Source organism: Mesorhizobium sp. LNJC391B00 (assembly GCF_000502535.1).
In the GTDB taxonomy this organism is placed as follows: Bacteria; Pseudomonadota; Alphaproteobacteria; order Rhizobiales; family Rhizobiaceae; genus Mesorhizobium.
This window is the reverse complement of sequence record NZ_AYWI01000005.1, coordinates 299,493-316,891: the sequence shown is the minus strand read 5'-3', so window position 1 is coordinate 316,891 and position 17,399 is coordinate 299,493. Positions and strand designations below refer to the sequence as shown.

Sequence of the window (17,399 nt, the reverse complement as noted above, 5' to 3'; positions counted from 1 at the left end):
TCGGGCAATCACCGCTCGACAATCGGCAGCAGTGCAAATTATCTATAAAACATGGCAAAGACCGCAGACGACACCATCGCCGTGCGCATCAGCAAGGTGCTGGCGGATCGCATCATATCGGGCGCGATCGAACCCGGCGCCCGGCTGCGGCAGGATCACATCGCCGAGGAATTCCAGACCAGCCATGTCCCGGTGCGCGAAGCCTTCCGGCGCCTGGAGGCGCAAGGGCTGGCGGTCAGTGAGCCCAGGCGGGGCGTGCGCGTCGCCGCTTTCGATCTCGGCGAGGTAAGGGAAGTCGCCGAAATGCGGGCAGCCCTCGAAGTGCTGGCGCTGCGCCATGCCGCGCCGCATCTGACGGCTTCCATTCTCAACCTTGCCGAAGAAGCCACAAAGGCCGGCGACAAATCCCGCGATGTCCGCTCTTGGGAGGAGGCCAACCGCACCTTCCACCGGCTGATCCTGGCGCCCTGCGGCATGCCGCGGCTCATCGCCACCATCGACGATTTGCACGCCGCAAGCGCCCGCTTCCTGTTCGCCGCCTGGCGCTCGGAATGGGAAATCCGCACCGACCAGGATCATCGCGCGATCCTGAGCGCGCTGCGGCAAGGCAACACCGAATCGGCCGCCGCCACGCTTGGCCGGCACGTTCAGTGGATCGGCNCCTGAGCGCGCTGCGGCAAGGCAACACCGAATCGGCCGCCGCCACGCTTGGCCGGCACGTTCAGTGGATCGGCCAGAAACCGGTCAAGACCGCGTCGGGCAAGATGCGCGAAGCGTTTGCCATCGTCGGGTAGGGACGAAGGGACAAGTCGTCGGATTCCGCGCGTAGCGATCCTTCACACCCCCCTCTGTCCTGCCGGACATCTCCCCCGCAAGGGGGGAGATCAACAGCTTTGCCGTTGCGTTAGTCCTGCAACGTCGGCCATTGGCGAAAGCAAAGGCGACATCCGATCTCCCCACTTGCGGGGGAGATGGCCGGCAGGCCAGAGGGGGGTGCTGTCCCGCCAGCCTTTCCAAATGTCCTTTATTCGACACGCAAGCCCAAGCCTTTTTAGGGGTGAGGGTTGCCATTCCCGCGCAAATATGGATTCGATAATAGATCGAACAACAAAATTATCTATAATTTCAAACCAGCTAGGAAGCACCATGACCTACATCGCCTTTTCGCCGTCCAAGCCGTCCTTCAGCCCGTTGCGCCTGCAAACCCGCTCGCATAGCTGGCAGGCCGCAGCCGTCGCCCTCGGTACGCTGTTTCTGGCGCTGTTGTCCCAGATCGAGGTGCCGATGGTGCCGGTGCCGGTCACCATGCAGACCTTCGCCGTGACGCTGGTCGGCGCACTTTATGGCTGGCGGCTTGGCGCCATGACCATCATCGCCTGGCTCGCCGAGGGCGCCGTGGGCTTTCCTGTCCTGTCCGGAGGGGCAGCGGGCGCGTCGTATTTCGTCGGGGCAACGGGCGGTTATCTCTTCGCCTTCCCGGTCGTCGGCGCGCTGGTCGGCTGGCTGGCCGAACGCGGCTGGAACGGCAACCGCGTGCTGCTCGCCTTCGCCGGCATGGTCCTCGGCAACCTCGCCTGCCTGGTTCTCGGCACGGCCTGGCTCGCCGTCATGATCGGCCTCGAACAGGCCATCACCTTCGGCTTCTTGCCCTTCCTCGTCGGCGGCCTGCTGAAATCGGCGCTCGGCGCCGCGACGCTCAAGCTGTTTTCCGGTAAGGCGGACCCGGCAGGAGCATGATCCCGAAAAGTGGAGTCCGGCTTTCGGAAGAGATCATGCTCAAACAAAAAGATGGAGCCCCATCCCGATATCTTCGGGATGGAACAGGCTCCGCAACCGCGTCCTAAGACCGATGACCGTCAGGCTGCGCTCCCACCATCTGCTTTGCCTGCTGACCTATGTCGGCAAGGGCTACAGCGCAGCCTTCGTCGCCAACTATGACGTGATCGCGAAACGCCTGGGCCGGGGCGAGGATATTCTGATCGTCTCCGGCCCCGACGACATCTGCCGGCCGCTGCTCGGCGAGGCCGAGCCCCACTGCTTGCGCGAAAGCGCCGCAGGCCGGGACGAGCTGGCAGCACGCGATGTCGGCAAGCTGCTGGCCCGGCCGATCGAGGCGGGCGTCCGTCTCAGCCTCGACGCGGCAACGCTTGCCGCCTTGCGCGCGGCCTTTTCAGCCGGCGTGACGCGTGAGGCCTGCCAGGGTTGCGAGTGGGCCAGCCTGTGCAGCACCGTCGCGGCAGGCGGATATCGCGATGTCAGGCTGTAGCTCCCAACCCCGATCTGCTATTGTCGGAACCGACAGTGTCTGCGTCGCCATGGTTTGTTAATCGGGTGACCCGATTGTGAATTCGGCCCGGATTGCAGCCTGACCCCAAAAAGGCCATGCTTTGTCAGGAAACATCGAGTCTATGGCTTCTCCGCGCCGACGCGGGATGGCGCTTGGCTGAAAGGGATACGATGCGGCAAGGACGTGCGCGCTGGCTCGCGGGGCTGGCAATTGTGGCAGGGATGGCGATTTCTCCGCTGCCTGCCTACGCCAAGGAATCGACCGACCCGGTCAAGATCACCTCCTTCTCGGGCGCCTATCTCGCCGCCCGCATCGCCGAAGGCGACAACGACCTCGACAATGCCATCGCTTATTACAAGCAGGCGCTCGCCTTCAATCCCGGCGACACCTCGCTGCAGCAAAGCCTGATGCTGTCGCTGATCGCGCAAGGCCGCTTCGAGGAATCGCTGGTCTATGCCGACAAGCTCAAGGCAGTTCCCGACGTCGAGCGCTTCTCGCGTCTGGCTCTGGCGGTCGATTCCTTCCACAAGAAGGATTTCACCAAGGCGCAGTACTGGCTCAAGCTGTCGCTCGAATCCGATCTCGACCGGCTGATTTCCGGCGTCATGTCCGGCTGGGCACAAGAGGGCGCCGGCGACCCCACCGGGGCGATGGCCTCGATCGACAAACTGCAGGGGCCTGACTGGTTCGGCCTGTTCAAGTCCTTCCACCGCGCGCTGATCGCCGATGCCGCAGGCCTGTCGGACAAGGCCGACGCGCTTTATGACGCGACCCTGACCGACGTCACGGCCGGCGGTGCCGCGCCCGAGACATGGATGCGCAACGCCCAGGCCTACGCGTCTTTCCTGGCGCGCAAGGGCAACAAGAACAAGGCGCTCTACGTGCTCGACAAGGCCGAGGCGTTCGCGCCCGGCAAGCTCGACATCCAGGCGCTTCGCGACAGGATCAGCAAGGGCGACAAGATCGAGCCCTTCGTCGCCAGTCCCTCCGAAGGCGCCGCTGAAATCCTGCTCGACCTCGCCATCGCGCTCAATCGCGGCGGCGGCGAGCCGTTCGTGCGCCTCTATCTGCAATATGCGCTCGCGCTCAAGCCCGACAGCGACGCCGCTTTGGTGCAGCTTGCCGCCGTTGCGGAGCAGTTGAAGGACGGCGAAGGCGCCATTGCCCTCTATAGCCGCATTCCAGCCTCTTCGCCTCTGAAAGAGCTTTCCGACCTGCAGCTCGGCCTCAACCTTGCCGATCTCAACCGTCACGACGAGGCGATCGCCCATCTGAAGGCATTCGTCGAAGCTCACCCCGATGACATGCGCGCCTATCTGGCGCTCGGCGGGGTCTATGCCTCGAAGGAGGATTTCCGCTCCGCCGCCACTCTCTATGACAAGGCGGTCGCGGTGCTGAAGACGCCGACCAATGCCAACTGGAACATCTACTATCAGCGCGGCATCGCCTATGAGCGGCTGAAGGAATGGCCCAAGGCCGAACCGAACTTCCTCAAGGCGCTGGAACTGTTCCCCGACCAGCCGCAGGTGCTGAACTATCTCGGCTATTCCTGGGTCGACATGAACATGAACCTCAAGGAAGGCCTGGCGATGATCCAAAAGGCCGTCGACCTCAGGCCGAGCGACGGCTACATCGTCGATTCGCTGGGCTGGGCCTATTTCCGCATGGGCCGGTTCGACGACGCCGTGCGCGAAATGGAGCGCGCCGTGTCGCTCAAGCCGGAAGATCCGGTGCTCAACGACCATCTCGGCGATGCCTATTGGCGCGTCGGCCGCAAGCTCGAAGCCACTTTCCAGTGGAACCAGGCGCGCGACCTGAAGCCGGATCCCGATGTGCTTGCCATTTTGCAGCAGAAGCTGATGAAGGGCCTGCCGCCGATCGAATCCAACACGGCGCAGGAAACCCCGAAAGTCAAGCCGGCCACCCCGCCAGCGCCGAAGGGGTGATCGGGCCATACTTCTGATGAAACGGGGCTCGCTGAGCCCCGTTTTTGTTTCGGCTTGGCGTCTTAGAGCAATTCCAGGAAAAGTGTGCGCGGTTTTCCGCTCGGAATTGCGACAGAAACAAAGAGATAGAGACGCCCTATCGCGATCGTCATTCTATGGCGGAGCAAGGAGCGAAGCGACGCGGCGCAGACCCAGCGTTGGCGCTCATTCTAGAACAGCTTTCGGTAGACGACGAACCCCGAGAGATCGCCGATCTTGTCGTAGAGCTTCATCGCCGTGTGGTTGGTTTCGTGTGTCAGCCAGTAGACGCGGCTGGAGCCTGCGGTTTGCGCCCTGGTATAGACGTCTTCGATCAGTGCCCGGCCGAGGCCCTTGCCGCGCGACGCCTCATTGGTGAAGAGATCCTGCAGATAGCAGTTCGGCGAAATCGCCGTCGTGGTGCGGTGGTAGAGATAGTGGACAAGGCCGAGAAGCTTGCCTTCGCTCTCCGCGACCAGCGCATGCATCGGCTCATAGGCATCGAAGAAGCGCGACCATGTCATTGCAGTGATGTCACCGGGCAGGGCGGTCTCGCCCGAGCGGCCGTAAAACGCATTGTAGCCGTCCCACAGCGGCAGCCATTGCTCGTAATCCTCTCGGGTGACGGGGCGTACGGTGAACTGGCCTTGCATGGCTGAACCTTTGTCGTTGAAGCTGGGCGAGCAAACGGCCACCGGCACCGTCCGGCAATGGGCCAGTCCGAAGCAAAGCGTTCAACCTCTCATCAAGGCGGCGATAGGCGCTGCCTTGACGCCTACCGGCCCGGCAACTAGGGAATGGCATCATTTCAGCGCTTTCCGAGGCCGCCGTGACGTCAGACAGTCCAGCCCATATGCATCCCAGCCGCTCGTTCCAGGGGCTGATCCTGACCCTGCACAATTACTGGGCCGCCTATGGCTGCGTCATCCTGCAGCCTTACGACATGGAAGTCGGCGCCGGCACCTTCCATCCGGCCACCACGCTGCGCGCGCTCGGGCCCAAGGGCTGGAACGCCGCCTACGTCCAGCCCTCGCGCCGGCCCAAGGACGGCCGCTACGGCGAAAACCCCAACCGGCTGCAGCATTATTACCAGTACCAGGTGATCCTGAAGCCCAACCCGCCGAACCTGCAGGAACTCTATCTCGGCTCGCTCAAGGCGATCGGCGTCGATCCGTTGCTGCACGACATTCGCTTCGTCGAGGACGACTGGGCAAGCCCGACGCTTGGCGCCTGGGGGCTCGGCTGGGAGTGCTGGTGCGACGGCATGGAAGTGTCGCAGTTCACCTATTTCCAGCAGGTCTGCGGCATCGAATGCGCGCCGGTGGCGGGAGAACTGACCTACGGCCTGGAGCGGCTGGCCATGTATGTGCAGGGCGTCGACAATGTCTACGACCTCAACTTCAACGGCCGAGAAGGCGCCGAAAAAGTCACCTATGGCGATGTCTTCCTGCAGGCCGAGCAGGAATATTCCAGGCACAATTTCGAATATGCCAACACCGCCATGCTGCTCAGGCATTTCGAGGACGCCGAAGCCGAATGCAAGGCGCTGCTCGCGGCCGGCGCCCCGGCTTCGAACGACAATCTGCCGATGCACCGCATGGTCTTCCCGGCCTATGACCAGTGCATCAAGGCCAGCCACGTCTTCAACCTGCTCGACGCGCGCGGCGTGATTTCGGTGACCGAGCGGCAGAGCTACATCCTGCGGGTGCGCAATCTGGCGAAAGCCTGCGGCGAGGCATTTTTGCAGACCCAGGCCGGCGGGCTCGCCGCCTGAGGCTCACTTCATCATTTCGAGGGAAATGTTGATTGGGGCCAACATCGGGCCAGTCGACCCCGCCATGGTCCGCATAGCCTGCCGTACGCCCGGCATCGAGAAGGCGCCATGCACCTGCGCGGCGAAACAGGCGCTGAGCGCGATGATGTGGAGAAGTCTCGATGCCGTTTTCATGGTCGTTCAGCCAATAGGTCCCTGCCTGAGCGTTGGTCGCTTCAGCGCTGCGTTTGGTTCATGGAAATCTTTGATCAAAGGACGGGCGGGCTGGTTGCGGCCCGACAGGGGCGGTCAAAATTCCTGGAAACAGCGGTCAGCCGAGTTGCTATGCCCTCTTACCTCCCCCTAGATGGGGGAGGTCGCCGCGAAGCGGCGGGTGGGGGTGACAGCGCGACGTTCCATGCCAAAACTCGATCGATTCAAGCTGCAGTCTGCGCAAAGGCTTCGCGCGGCGATGACCGACGAGGAACGCATCCTGTGGCGGCATCTGTGGCGCATTCCAGTAGAAGGCACTCATTTTCGCAGGCAGGCGTCGGTAGGCGTTTACTTCCCTGATTTCATCTCCCACCGGCTGAAGCTGATCATTGAGGTGGACGGTGCCCATCACAGCTTCGATGACCAACAGCACCATGACGAACGTCGAACGAAATGGTTTGAGAGCCAGGGTTATCGAGTCATCCGCTTCTGGAACCATGAAATCAAAAACGAACTGGATTCCGTGCTCGATACGATCTATGCGGCGGTGGAAGAACGAAAATCACACCTGCGTTTGCGCGATGGTGCCGAAGGTATCGGCGGCTGAGAGGTCGCCACCCCACCCCGGCGCTGCGCGCCGACCCTCCCCATCGAGGGGAGGGTGGGAGCCTAACTATGCCTGATCTGCTTCTAGAACTCCGCTCGGAAGAGATTCCCGCCCAGCCGCGCAACCGCAGCGCCGGAGGCGCGAGGACCCGCAATCAGGAAGAAGGCATGCGGGTGGAGAAACTCTGATGCCTGATCTTTTGCTAGGACTTCGCTCCGAGGAAATCCCCGCCCGGCCGCGCAACCGCAGCGCCGGAGGCGCGAGGACGCGCAATCAGGGAGAAGGCATGCGGGTGGAGAAACTCTGATGCCGGATTTGTTGCTGGAACTCCGCTCCGAGGAAATCCCCGCCCGCATGCAGCGCAAGGCGGCGGGCGATCTCAGGAAGATGCTGACCGACGGTCTGGTCGAGGCGGGTCTGACCTATGACGCCGCGCGCGAATACTGGACGCCGCGGCGCCTGGCGCTCGATGTCAGGGGCCTGACCGCGCGCTCGAAGGATATCCACGAGGAGATCAAGGGGCCGTCGACGACGGCGCCGGAACAGGCGGTGCAGGGCTTTCTGCGCAAGGCAGGTCTTGCCTCGGCTGCCGAGGCGCATGTCCATTCCGATCCGAAGAAGGGCGATTTCTACGTCGCCCATATTTCGAAGCCGGGCAGGGCGGCGGAAGAAATCATCGCCGAACTGGTGCCGGCCATCATTCGCAGCTTCCCGTGGCCGACATCGATGCGCTGGGGGCCGGCTTCGGCCAAGCCCGGTTCGCTGCGCTGGGTGCGGCCGCTGCAGACGATCCTGTGCACCTTCGGCCCGGAGACCGAGGAGCCGGTGGTGGTCGATTTCGAGATCGATGGCATCCGCTCGGGCAATATCACCTACGGCCATCGTTTCATGGCGCCGGGTGAAATCACCGTGCGTCGCTTCGACGATTACGTGACCAAGCTCGAAGCAGCGAAGGTCGTGCTCGATGGCGACCGGCGCAAGGAGATCATCCTTGCCGACGCCCGCAACCTCGCCTTCGCCAACGGGCTCGATCTGGTCGAGGACGAAGGGCTGCTGGAAGAAGTGTCGGGCCTGGTCGAATGGCCGGTGGTGCTGATGGGCGAATTCGAGCAGGCCTTTCTTGCCATTCCGCCAGAAGTGGTCCGGCTGACCATCCGCGCCAATCAGAAATGCTTTGTCACCCGGCCGCAGGGCGACGGCGAAAACCTTTCCAACCGCTTCATCCTCACCGCCAACATCGAGGCCAAGGACGGCGGCAAGGAGATCGCGCACGGCAACGGCAAGGTGGTGCGCGCGCGCCTGTCGGATGCGCTGTATTTCTGGAAGACCGACCAGGGCGATCTGCCCGATCTGGGAGAACTCGAGGCATCGGCAAAAAAGTTCGGCCTCGATCTGAAGAAACCGCTCGACCAGCGCATGGCCCGCCTCGACCATCTCAATGTCACCTTCCACGCCAAGCTCGGCACGCAAGGCGAGCGGGTGGAGCGGATCAAGCGGCTGGCGGAAGAGCTGGCGCCGACAGTGGCGCACTCCATCTTCCCCCTCGAGGGGGAGATGGCCGGCAGGCCAGAGGGGGTCGCTTCGGCTGCCGCGACGCCGCCCGGTCTCTCGAAGAAAGAGGGAGTCAGCGCGCCACGCGAGACGACCCCCTCTGTCGCCTTCGGCGACATCTCCCCCTCAAGGGGGGAGATTGCCGCGCTCGCCGGGCGTGCCGCTGTGCTGGCCAAGGCCGACCTCACCACCGAAGTGGTCGGCGAGTTTCCGGAACTGCAGGGCGCCATGGGCCGCAAATACGCGCTGCTGCAAGGCGAGCATCCGTCCGTGGCTGCGGCGATCGAGGAGCACTACAAACCGCAAGGTCCGTCGGATAGCGTGCCGACCAATCCGGTGTCGATTGCCGTCGCGCTGGCCGACAAAATCGATACGCTGGTCGGCTTCTGGGCCATTGATGAAAAGCCGACGGGGTCTAAGGACCCTTACGCGCTGAGAAGGGCCGCACTGGGCGTGGTGAGAATCCTGATCGAGAATGGGATCTCACTGCCGCTGACATCGCTCTTCGATAGTGCCTATCAAACGGCGAGTTATCTCGCGTCTAAGGCTGGACGGGCATTTGGGCCCGACCTCCTCGCCTTCTTCCACGACCGCCTGAAAGTCTATCTCCGCGACCAGGGCGCTCGGCATGATCTCATTGACGCCGTGCTGGCAGGTGGTGGAAGCGCGCCAATCTCCCCCCTTTTGGGGGCGGCGAAGCCGACAAAGGGGGGCGCTGTCCCGCCGACCTCTCATTCTGGCGCGCCCCCCTCTGCCCTGCCGGGCATCTCCCCCACAAGGGGGGAGATCGGCCAATCGCAGTCGGACGACCTCCTGCAGATCGTGCGTCGCGTCGAAGCTCTGGGGTCCTTCCTCGACACCGAGGACGGCAAGAACCTGCTCGCCGGCGCCAAGCGGGCGGCCAACATTCTGGCTGCCGAGGAGAAGAAGAAAACGCTCGTCGCCGAGACTGTTGAGCCGGCGCTGTTTCGCGAGGAGGCCGAGAAATCGCTGTTTGCAGCGGTGAATCAGGCGGAGAGAGAAGCCGGCGAAGCGATTCAAAACGAAGACTTTTCCGCCGCCATGCTGGCGCTTAGCGTGCTGCGCGAACCGGTTGATTCATTCTTTGAACGTGTTCTCGTGAATGATGAGGACCAGGCCGTGCGCGCCAACCGTCTGGCATTGCTCGCCCGCATCCGCACGGCCACCGACCAGGTGGCTGATTTCTCCAGAATAGCTGGCTAAGCGACGGACAAGCCCGAAGACGGGCGGCGTTCATACGCCGCCCGTCTTGTTTTCAGTCCTCCCGAGGCTGACTCCGTCAGTCCTCCAAAATGCTGACATGCACGCTGTCTGAATAGACGTCGACCTGGATCAGCGGCTCGCCATTGACGATGGCGTTCCGTGTCGAGGAGCTCATCGCGCCACCGCGCTTCAGCATGCGTTCCAGATACGCGCGATCATCGTTGCTGCGGAACCAGTCATCGCCCTGGTCGTCGGCATCGCGCCGGTGGAACTTGTGCCAGTTGGCACGGTCCTGCCGCACCATCTGTGCTGCGCTGCTCAGCTCATAGCCGTCGCTGGCATGGTGGTCGCGATCGGAAATGCGCGCGACGTAGGACCCTAGCTCGTCACCGGCCTGCGCGCCGCCGACAGCTATAGGTGACGCCAGCAACAGGCCGGCAACAGTCAAAGATTTCGTCATGTTCATGATAACCCCTCGCTCTCCTAGAACCCGGCGCGCTCATGCCAAACCCGATTGGCGAAATTGGGGCCGCCGCCGCCAAGCCGATCGTGCGCCGGGGCGTCGATCGGCGTCAAGCGGCATGGATCGGCCGACTGTCTTGGCCGACTGTCTTGGCTGAATGGCCTACTCGGCTTTGCCGACGCCCTCGATCGGCTGCTGCGGTGTTGCTGCCGGCTGCGGCGCTGCCGGTTGCGACTCGGGCTTGCCGTTCGATGCCGTTGCAGTTCCGGCTGGTGCGGTCTCTGCCGGCTCAGTTGCCGGCGCCGCGGCGCTCGCCCTGGCCGGAGCCGGCGCGGCGAAGGCGCCGCCGACGATGCCGCCGCGAATGATCATCGGGTCCTGCCTAGGCTTTTCGGGGATCGCCGCGACCTTTTCATAAGTCACATCGGGCTGGGCATCGCCGAGCGCGACGATCGATGGCGACGAGGCGATCCTGACCGGTTCGGATCCGCCAACCTTGATGACCGATGGCGTCGAGGTCGAGACGCCGAGAAAGACGATCGACGAGGCGTGCGCCCCACCGGTCATCGCCGCCAGGGTGAAACCAAGCGCTCCAAGCACACGCATCGACATCGAAACCGTCCCCTTGCCCAACAAGCTGCCAGCCCTAACCCAAGTAGCCTAACCCCAGTGGATTGATGCCGGCTTGCAGGGAAACATAGCATTTTAGGCATTGATAATTCGCCAACGCCGGCTTGCCCGAAAACCACTGCCGTATTAGAGCAATTCCAGGAAAAGTGAGTAGCGGTTTTCCGTCCTGAATTGCGCAAAAACAAATACTTAGAGCGTTTAAGCGAACAGCTGAACCGCTCTAATGCATGTCGCTCAAAAGTGGCCCCGGTTTTGAGAGAACGACATGCATCAAAACAAAGACCTAAAGCGCGTCGCATGAATCCGGTTCAGCGCGACGCGCTTTAGGTCCGGCGCTGTGAGGTGAAGCGAGTGGCTGAGATACTATCCGTCGGCGAAGCGATGGAGCAGGCGTTGGCGCTGCTCGAGGGCGGCGACGTCGTCGGTATCCCGACGGAGACCGTCTATGGACTGGCCAGCGACGCGACCAATGGCGTCGGCGTCGCCCGCATCTTCGAAGCCAAGGGCCGGCCGCGCTTCAACCCGCTGATCGCCCATGTCGCCGATCTCGCGATGGCCGAGCGCATTGCGATCTTCGACCCGCTGTCGAAGCGGCTGGCCGAGGCGTTCTGGCCGGGGCCGCTGACGCTGGTGCTGCCGCTCCGACCCGGCAACGGCATCCATCCGCTGGTCACCGCCGGGCTCGATACGATCGCGCTGCGCATGCCGAGGGGCTTCGGCGGCGAGCTGATCGCCAGGCTCGGCCGGCCGCTGGCCGCGCCCAGCGCGAACTCTTCGGGCAAGATAAGCGCCACGACGGCGCAAGCCGTGGCGGCCGATCTCGGCGCCAAAATCCGGCTGGTGGTCGATGGCGGCGCCACCCCGGTCGGGCTGGAATCGACCATCGTCAAGGTCGAAGGCAACAGCGTGCGGCTGCTGAGGCCAGGCGGCATCGCTGCCGCCGATATCGAGGCCGTCACCGGCATCAAGCTGCAGCGCGGCGCGACAGCCGGCATCGAGGCGCCCGGCATGCTGGCGTCGCATTATGCGCCGAGCGCATCGGTGCGGCTCGATGCACAGAGTGTGGCTGAAGGCGAGGCCTTGCTGGCCTTTGGTGGCGACCGCGCCGAAGGCTGGCAAGCGGCGGCCGCCTTGCGCAACCTGTCCGCGTCAGGCGATTTGCGCGAAGCCGCAAGCAATCTGTTCGCGTATCTGCAGGAACTCGACCGCAGCGGTGCGGCCACGATCGCCGTCGAGCCGATCCCGGTCGAAGGGCTCGGCGAGGCGATCAACGACCGGCTGTTTCGTGCCGCTGCCCCCCGTGACAAGCTCGATTGAGCGCCATAGTTTGCGCCGATGAACGACTCCCCCTTCGACCTCGATCCCGCTCTCATCGACCGCTTCACTGCCATTGTCGGCGAAAAATATGCACTGCGCGACCAAGCCGATATTGCGCCGTATCTTACCGAGCGGCGCGGGCTGTGGCACGGTAGGACGGCCTTGGTGCTGCGTCCCGGCAGCGTCGACGAGGTGAGCCGGATCATGCGGCTGGCGAGCGAGACGGGAACGCCGGTCGTGCCGCAAAGCGGCAACACCGGGCTGGTCGGCGCCCAGGTGCCGGATGCCTCCGGCCGCGAGATCGTGCTTTCTTTGTCGCGGCTGAACCGCATTCGCGAGATCGACGTCTTCTCGAACACGGTGACCGTCGAAGCCGGCGTCATCCTGCAGACGCTGCAGGAAGCCGCCGACGCCGCCGACCGGCTGTTTCCGTTGTCGCTTGCCGCGCAAGGGTCCTGCCAGATCGGCGGCAATCTCTCGTCCAATGCCGGCGGCACCGGCGTGCTTGCCTATGGCAATGCGCGCGAACTCTGCCTTGGTGTCGAAGTCGTGCTGCCGACCGGCGAGGTGTTCGACGATCTGCGCAAACTGAAGAAGGACAACACCGGCTACGATCTGAAGAACCTGTTCGTCGGCGCCGAAGGCACGCTCGGCATCATCACCGCCGCGGTGCTGAAACTGTTTCCCAAGCCCAAGGGGCGCGAAGTCGCCTTTGCCGGCCTGTCGTCGCCGGAAGCAGCGCTTTCGCTGTTCAGCCTGGCGATGGACCGGGCCGGGGCGGCACTCACCGCCTTCGAGCTGATCGGCCAGCGTCCTTATGATTTCACGCTGCGCCACGCGCAGGGCGTCATCCGGCCGCTCGCCGAGGACTGGCCCTGGTATGTGCTGATGCAGATATCATCCGGCCGTTCGGCCGAGGACGCCAGGGGGCTGATCGAGGAGGTGCTGTCGGAAGGCCTCCAGCAAGGCATCGTCGGCGACGCGGTGATCGCGGCAAGCCTGGCGCAGGGCGACGCCTTCTGGAATTTCCGCGAGGTGCTGCCGGATTCGCAAAAGCCCGAAGGCGCGTCGATCAAGCATGATATTTCGGTGCCGGTGGCATCCATCCCGGCGTTTATCGAAAAGGCGGCCGGTGCAGTGGCTTCGGTCAGTGCTGGTGCGCGCGTGGTCTGCTTCGGCCATATGGGCGACGGCAATCTCCACTACAACATCTCCCGGCCGGAGGGCGGTGACGATGAAGCGTTTCTCGGCCTCTACCACGCCATGAACCATGCCGTGCACGATGTTGTGCGCTCCTTCCAGGGTTCGATCTCGGCCGAGCATGGCATCGGCCAGTTGAAGCGCGACGAGCTGATCGCCACCGCGCCGCCCATGGCGATCGAGCTGATGCGCCGAGTGAAGGCGGCCTTCGACCCGGCCGGCATCATGAATCCCGGTAAGGTTATCTGATCCTTTCAACATTTTGTGGCTGGTCTCATTCCGATAACCATCGCCTGAGATCAGCAAAATTTAACTGACTTTCTTAAGCCGGGCGGCAGAAGCTCGCGCTAATGTTTCACACAACGAGGCCGGGAAAACTGGCCCGGTGGGATCCGTGAAAGCGGCTCTCAGGAGAAACACAGGAAGGCAGCAGATGAACAGTGTATTGAAGCCCGTCTGGGCCGGGCGCAACATGCGCCTCGACCCATTCCGCCTGCCGCAAGTGGTGAGCTATGCCACGCGCGACGACTATGGCGACGTTACCTTCACCATCGACCAGCGCGGCGCCGTCATCCGCCGCACGCTCGAGATGAGCGGCGTGCCGGCGATCATCGCGCTGCCCGCCAACGCGTTTCGCGGCGTCGCCGCCCGCGCGATGGAGGATGCGCAAGGCAATGTCACGGTAACCCTCGAACTCCTGCACAACGACCCGATGCTGTCGGTGCCGCTGCTGGTGGCCGACGATCTCGACGACGTCGCCGCCGACTGGCGCGCCTGGGCCGATGCTTACCGGCTGCAGATGCTGCTGATCGAATCCGACGGCATTGCCCGCACGCTGGAGGAATCGCTCGGCGCCGCCATCAAGGCGCTGCCGGCCAAGGATCGCCGCAAGGGCCGGGTCTCGACCACGCGCCGCCCGCGCTTCCTCGCCCGCCGCAGGGCCGGCAATCTCGGGCTGAGGCTGGTGATCGATGGCCAGGAGATTATTTCGCGGGAGTAGCTTGGCCGGCGATTGGCGAAACCGCCGATGACAGCCTTCTTCTCCCCGGCACTATACGGGGGTTGAGGAGCGGTCCGCGTAGCGGACGAAAAGCCAATTGCTTGGCTTTTCGAGTGACGAACGCCCGGCAGGGCGATGAGGGGCGGCGCTGACCGAGGCATTTCTCGCAATATCGCCGCTGTGCATTTCATCTCCAAGATTGGCGCTGCCCCTCATCCGGCTGCCGCCACCTTCTCCCCGTATAGTGACGGGAGAAGGGAGACTACACCAGCGGCTTCAGCGCCACCCACAGCGCACCGCCGATCAGGCCGATGAAGATCAGCCAGCCGACCTGGTTGTTCGATTTGAACAGCCGCAGGCATTGATCGGGATCGTCGATATCCAGAACCGCTATCTGCCGCGCCATATGGGCGCCGGCGGCGATCAGCCCGGCCAGCGCCACCACCGGCACCTGCGCCGAGGCGAAGGCGATGGCGAAGCAGACCAGCGTGCCGCCATAAAGCCCGACCAGCCAGGTCTTGGTGTTGTCGCCGAACAGCCGCGCCGTCGAGCGCACGCCGACGATTGCGTCGTCTTCCTTGTCCTGATGTGCATAGATGGTGTCGTAGCCGATCACCCACAGGATCGAGCCGATATAGAGCATGATGCCCGGGCCATCGAGATCGCCGAACTCGACCGCCCAGCCCATCAGTGCACCCCAGGAGAAGGCGAGCCCGAGCACCAATTGCGGCCAGTTGGTGAAGCGCTTCATGAAGGGATAGACGGCAACGATGACCAGCGAGACGATGCCGAGCGGAATGGCGAAGTCGTTGAACTGCAACAGCACGACCAGCCCCAGCAGCGCCTGGATGACCAGGAATATCCAGGCCTGGCGGCGCGTCACCTTGCCGGCCGGCAATGGCCGTGAGCGCGTGCGCTCGACCTTGTTGTCGATGTCCTGGTCGACAATGTCGTTATAGGTGCAGCCGGCGCCACGCATGGCGACGGCGCCGACAAAGAACAGGAACAGGAACCACGGCGACGGCAGCAATGTGAGCAACGGGTCTGCCGGGCGGGGATAGGCGCTGGCCGCAAGCGCTGCCGACCACCAGCAGGGCCACAGCAGCAATTGCCAGCCGATCGGCCGGTCCCAGCGCGCAAGCTGCGCGTAAGGCCACAGCGAGCGCGGCAATATCTTGTAGACCCAATGGCCGCTCGGCGCGTCGGCGACGCGGCCCTGTGCGGCTTTCGACTGGATGGTTTCCATCGTGCTGGAGTGGCAGCAGCGGCGTGCGCCGTCAAGCGGCCGCATTGTCGCTCAGGCGGTGAAAATATCGTGGCTGGCAAACCATTCCTTCGCCACCTCCGTGAAGGCCAGCGCCGCCTTCGACAGCCTTTGCCTTGTGTCATGGGTGAGGATGATGCGCTGCATCGGCAGCGGATCGGACAGCGGCTTGCAGACCAGCGGCAGCCCGTCATAACTCCTGTCGCCATAAGGCCTGGTGTAGCTCACTGCGACGCCGAAGCCGTTGGCGACCATGCTGCGCTGCAGTTCGAACGAACTCGCCGTCGATTGCGAGACCGGCGACAGGCCGCGGCTGAGGAACAGGTCCAGCCATATGCTGCCAGTTATGCGGCTGGTCGGTGGTGATCAAGGCATGGGTCGCCAGCTCCGCCAGGCTGACGCTGGCCTGGCTGGCCAGCGCGTGGCCTTGCGGCAGAAGCGCGTGTGGCCGCAGCTCATGCAGCAGGGTGCGGGCGAAGTGCGAGGGCAGGCCGAGATCGTAGGTCAGGCCGAGATCGATTGCCGCATCGCCGAGCCGCCGGCCGAGCGTCTCGAAGGTCTCGTCGCGGACCACCACGGTGACCGCCGGGCAGCGTTGCGAAAAAGCGCGGATCAGCGCCGGCGCGAAATAAGGCGCCAGATCCTCGAAACAGCCGAGCACAAGTTCGCCGCCGACATCGGCGTCGCGCGTCCCGAGCCCAACCAGTTCGTCCGCTTCGGCCAGCACCTGCTTTGCCTTCGCCACCGCGCTGCGGCCGAACGAGGTCAGCGCGATGCCGCTGCCGCGCTGGCGCACGAACAGTTTCTGGCCGAGCGTCGCTTCGACATTGTCGATCGCCACCGAGATCGAGGGCTGCGAGACGTTCAGCATCCGGGCGGCCACCGTGACGCTGCCGTGACGGGCAACAGTGACGAGGTAGCGCAACTGGGTGAGGGTCAGGTTCATAGTAAAGCTATAAGGGAGATGAGAAGTTATTATTTTACGCGATGTGCGGCGGCTGCGATAGTCGGTCATCGAAACAGGGAAGACATGAGATGGCCGCCAGACATATTGATGCCGCAGCGACTGCCGACTACCAGCGCGACGGCGCGGTCTGCATACGCGGCGCCTTCAAGGACTGGGTCGGCACCATCGCCGCCGGCATCGAGCGCAACATGCAAAACCGCAGCGCCATGGCTTCGGACATCGCCAACGGCAAGGGCAGCTTCTTCGACGATTACTGCAATTGGGAGCGCATTCCCGAATTCGTCGACGTGGTGCGCAATTCCCCGGCCGCGGAACTCGCGGCAGCGGCGATGCAGTCGCGCAGCGCCCAGTTCTTCCACGACCATGTGCTGGTCAAGGAACCGGGCACGCAAAAGCCGACGCCTTGGCGGCACCCAGACCGTCAGCTTCTGGATTCCGATCGATCCGGTCAAGGAAGCGACGCTGCGGCTGATCGCCGGCTCGCACAAATGGGACAAGATGATCCTGCCGGTGCGCTGGCTAGATGACAGCAATTTCTATGCCGGCGAGGGCGACTACCTCCCCGTGCCGGATCCAGACAAGGACCCGTCGCTGAAGGTGCTCGAATGGGAGATGGAACCGGGGGACGCCATCCTGTTCGACTTCCGCACCGCGCATGGTGCGCGCGGCAATCCGACCGCGGCGCGGCGCCGGGCGCTGTCGCTGCGCTGGGTCGGCGACGATGCGCGCTATGTCGAGCGCCCCGGCCGTACCTCGCCGCCCTATGCCGGCCATGACATGAAGCCCGGCCAGAAACTGCGCGAGGACTGGTTTCCAGTGGTCTTCCAGAGCTGAGCCGCGAGAGCCGCGCTTCTGCTTCGGCTTGCCGATGCGTGCGACGTTGCCGTGCGCAACCGGCAAGCAGCGGACCAAAAGTCTTGACCCGCGCTGCGCAGCGCAATAGCGCAGTCCCTGTCGTG

At 63.8% G+C, this 17,399-nt stretch carries 13 protein-coding genes and 3 pseudogenes; 11 read left to right on the top strand and 5 right to left on the bottom strand.

The window, feature by feature from the left end; genetic code table 11:
• The first annotated feature begins 51 nt into the window (after positions 1–51).
• The 4 genes and pseudogenes from X750_RS149900 to X750_RS149915 all read left to right on the top strand — a co-directional run bounded on the left by X750_RS149900 (position 52) and on the right by X750_RS149915 (position 4,233).
• A pseudogene (locus X750_RS149900) lies at positions 52–794 on the top strand (GntR family transcriptional regulator).
• Between the two features lie 352 nt (positions 795–1,146).
• Positions 1,147–1,737 carry a biotin transporter BioY gene (locus X750_RS149905; RefSeq protein WP_023668469.1) on the top strand — a complete coding sequence of 197 codons (591 nt, stop codon included), beginning with the start codon at positions 1,147–1,149 and terminating at the stop codon, positions 1,735–1,737.
• A 112-nt stretch (positions 1,738–1,849) separates the two neighbouring features.
• Complete coding sequence (locus X750_RS149910) at positions 1,850–2,266, top strand: DUF1284 domain-containing protein (RefSeq protein ID WP_023747559.1); 417 nt, start codon at positions 1,850–1,852, stop codon at positions 2,264–2,266.
• A gap of 191 nt (positions 2,267–2,457) precedes the next feature.
• On the top strand, positions 2,458–4,233 hold the full coding sequence (locus X750_RS149915; protein WP_023709651.1) for a tetratricopeptide repeat protein: 1,776 nt from the start codon (positions 2,458–2,460) through the stop codon (positions 4,231–4,233).
• Between the two features lie 209 nt (positions 4,234–4,442).
• Here X750_RS149915 and X750_RS149920 read toward each other — a convergent pair whose 3' ends face one another.
• Complete coding sequence (locus X750_RS149920) at positions 4,443–4,904, bottom strand: GNAT family N-acetyltransferase (RefSeq protein WP_023747558.1); 462 nt, start codon at positions 4,902–4,904, stop codon at positions 4,443–4,445.
• Positions 4,905–5,080: 176 nt separating this feature from the next.
• On the opposite strand from X750_RS149920, the gene X750_RS149925 reads away from it, so the two are divergent.
• The 3 genes from X750_RS149925 (at position 5,081) to glyS (ending at position 9,599) form a co-directional block, all read left to right on the top strand.
• Positions 5,081–6,025: a glycine--tRNA ligase subunit alpha gene (locus X750_RS149925; RefSeq protein WP_023687115.1), complete on the top strand. Its 945-nt coding sequence runs from the start codon at positions 5,081–5,083 to the stop codon at positions 6,023–6,025.
• A 397-nt stretch (positions 6,026–6,422) separates the two neighbouring features.
• Complete coding sequence (locus X750_RS149930) at positions 6,423–6,824, top strand: DUF559 domain-containing protein (protein ID WP_023668463.1); 402 nt, start codon at positions 6,423–6,425, stop codon at positions 6,822–6,824.
• Positions 6,825–7,130: 306 nt separating this feature from the next.
• Complete coding sequence (gene glyS, locus X750_RS1000000163685; RefSeq protein WP_023747557.1) at positions 7,131–9,599, top strand: glycine--tRNA ligase subunit beta; 2,469 nt, start codon at positions 7,131–7,133, stop codon at positions 9,597–9,599.
• Between the two features lie 76 nt (positions 9,600–9,675).
• On the opposite strand, the gene X750_RS149935 is transcribed toward glyS, so the two are convergent.
• Together X750_RS149935 and X750_RS149940 are read right to left on the bottom strand one after the other, a co-directional pair.
• A complete protein-coding gene (locus X750_RS149935; protein WP_245259948.1) occupies positions 9,676–10,059 on the bottom strand; it encodes a hypothetical protein in 384 nt (127 codons plus the stop codon).
• Positions 10,060–10,224: 165 nt separating this feature from the next.
• Positions 10,225–10,674, bottom strand: coding sequence for a hypothetical protein (locus X750_RS149940; protein ID WP_023738474.1), 450 nt, complete (start codon positions 10,672–10,674; stop codon positions 10,225–10,227).
• A 369-nt stretch (positions 10,675–11,043) separates the two neighbouring features.
• Between X750_RS149940 and X750_RS149945 the strand changes: the two genes are divergently transcribed.
• The 3 genes from X750_RS149945 (at position 11,044) to X750_RS149955 (ending at position 14,209) form a co-directional block, all read left to right on the top strand.
• Positions 11,044–12,009 (top strand): L-threonylcarbamoyladenylate synthase, encoded by a 966-nt coding sequence (locus tag X750_RS149945; RefSeq protein WP_023738475.1) that lies wholly within the window; start codon positions 11,044–11,046, stop codon positions 12,007–12,009.
• Positions 12,010–12,027: 18 nt separating this feature from the next.
• The gene (locus X750_RS149950; protein ID WP_023738476.1) at positions 12,028–13,458 is read left to right on the top strand and encodes an FAD-binding oxidoreductase; all 1,431 of its coding nucleotides are present in this window, start codon (positions 12,028–12,030) and stop codon (positions 13,456–13,458) included.
• A 184-nt stretch (positions 13,459–13,642) separates the two neighbouring features.
• Positions 13,643–14,209: a DUF6101 family protein gene (locus tag X750_RS149955; protein WP_023668457.1), complete on the top strand. Its 567-nt coding sequence runs from the start codon at positions 13,643–13,645 to the stop codon at positions 14,207–14,209.
• Between the two features lie 262 nt (positions 14,210–14,471).
• Here the strand turns inward: X750_RS149955 and ubiA are convergent, their stop codons facing one another.
• Positions 14,472–15,455 (bottom strand): 4-hydroxybenzoate octaprenyltransferase, encoded by a 984-nt coding sequence (gene ubiA, locus X750_RS149960; RefSeq protein WP_023738477.1) that lies wholly within the window; start codon positions 15,453–15,455, stop codon positions 14,472–14,474.
• A gap of 51 nt (positions 15,456–15,506) precedes the next feature.
• Positions 15,507–16,419: pseudogene (locus X750_RS01000000162945) on the bottom strand (LysR family transcriptional regulator).
• Between the two features lie 41 nt (positions 16,420–16,460).
• Between X750_RS01000000162945 and X750_RS01000000162940 the strand changes: the two are divergent.
• Positions 16,461–17,274 (top strand): annotated as a pseudogene (locus tag X750_RS01000000162940) (phytanoyl-CoA dioxygenase family protein).
• Positions 17,275–17,399: the final 125 nt, after the last annotated feature.

Coding starts and splice junctions, on each gene's coding strand:
- X750_RS149905 (WP_023668469.1), top strand. CDS start 1,147: ATGACCTACATCGCCTTTTCGCCGTCCAAGCCGTCCTTCAGCCCGTTG.
- X750_RS149910 (WP_023747559.1), top strand. CDS start 1,850: ATGACCGTCAGGCTGCGCTCCCACCATCTGCTTTGCCTGCTGACCTAT.
- X750_RS149915 (WP_023709651.1), top strand. CDS start 2,458: ATGCGGCAAGGACGTGCGCGCTGGCTCGCGGGGCTGGCAATTGTGGCA.
- X750_RS149920 (WP_023747558.1), bottom strand. CDS start 4,904: ATGCAAGGCCAGTTCACCGTACGCCCCGTCACCCGAGAGGATTACGAG.
- X750_RS149930 (WP_023668463.1), top strand. CDS start 6,423: ATGCCAAAACTCGATCGATTCAAGCTGCAGTCTGCGCAAAGGCTTCGC.
- glyS (WP_023747557.1), top strand. CDS start 7,131: ATGCCGGATTTGTTGCTGGAACTCCGCTCCGAGGAAATCCCCGCCCGC.
- X750_RS149935 (WP_245259948.1), bottom strand. CDS start 10,059: ATGACGAAATCTTTGACTGTTGCCGGCCTGTTGCTGGCGTCACCTATA.
- X750_RS149940 (WP_023738474.1), bottom strand. CDS start 10,674: ATGTCGATGCGTGTGCTTGGAGCGCTTGGTTTCACCCTGGCGGCGATG.
- X750_RS149950 (WP_023738476.1), top strand. CDS start 12,028: ATGAACGACTCCCCCTTCGACCTCGATCCCGCTCTCATCGACCGCTTC.
- X750_RS149955 (WP_023668457.1), top strand. CDS start 13,643: ATGAACAGTGTATTGAAGCCCGTCTGGGCCGGGCGCAACATGCGCCTC.
- ubiA (WP_023738477.1), bottom strand. CDS start 15,455: ATGGAAACCATCCAGTCGAAAGCCGCACAGGGCCGCGTCGCCGACGCG.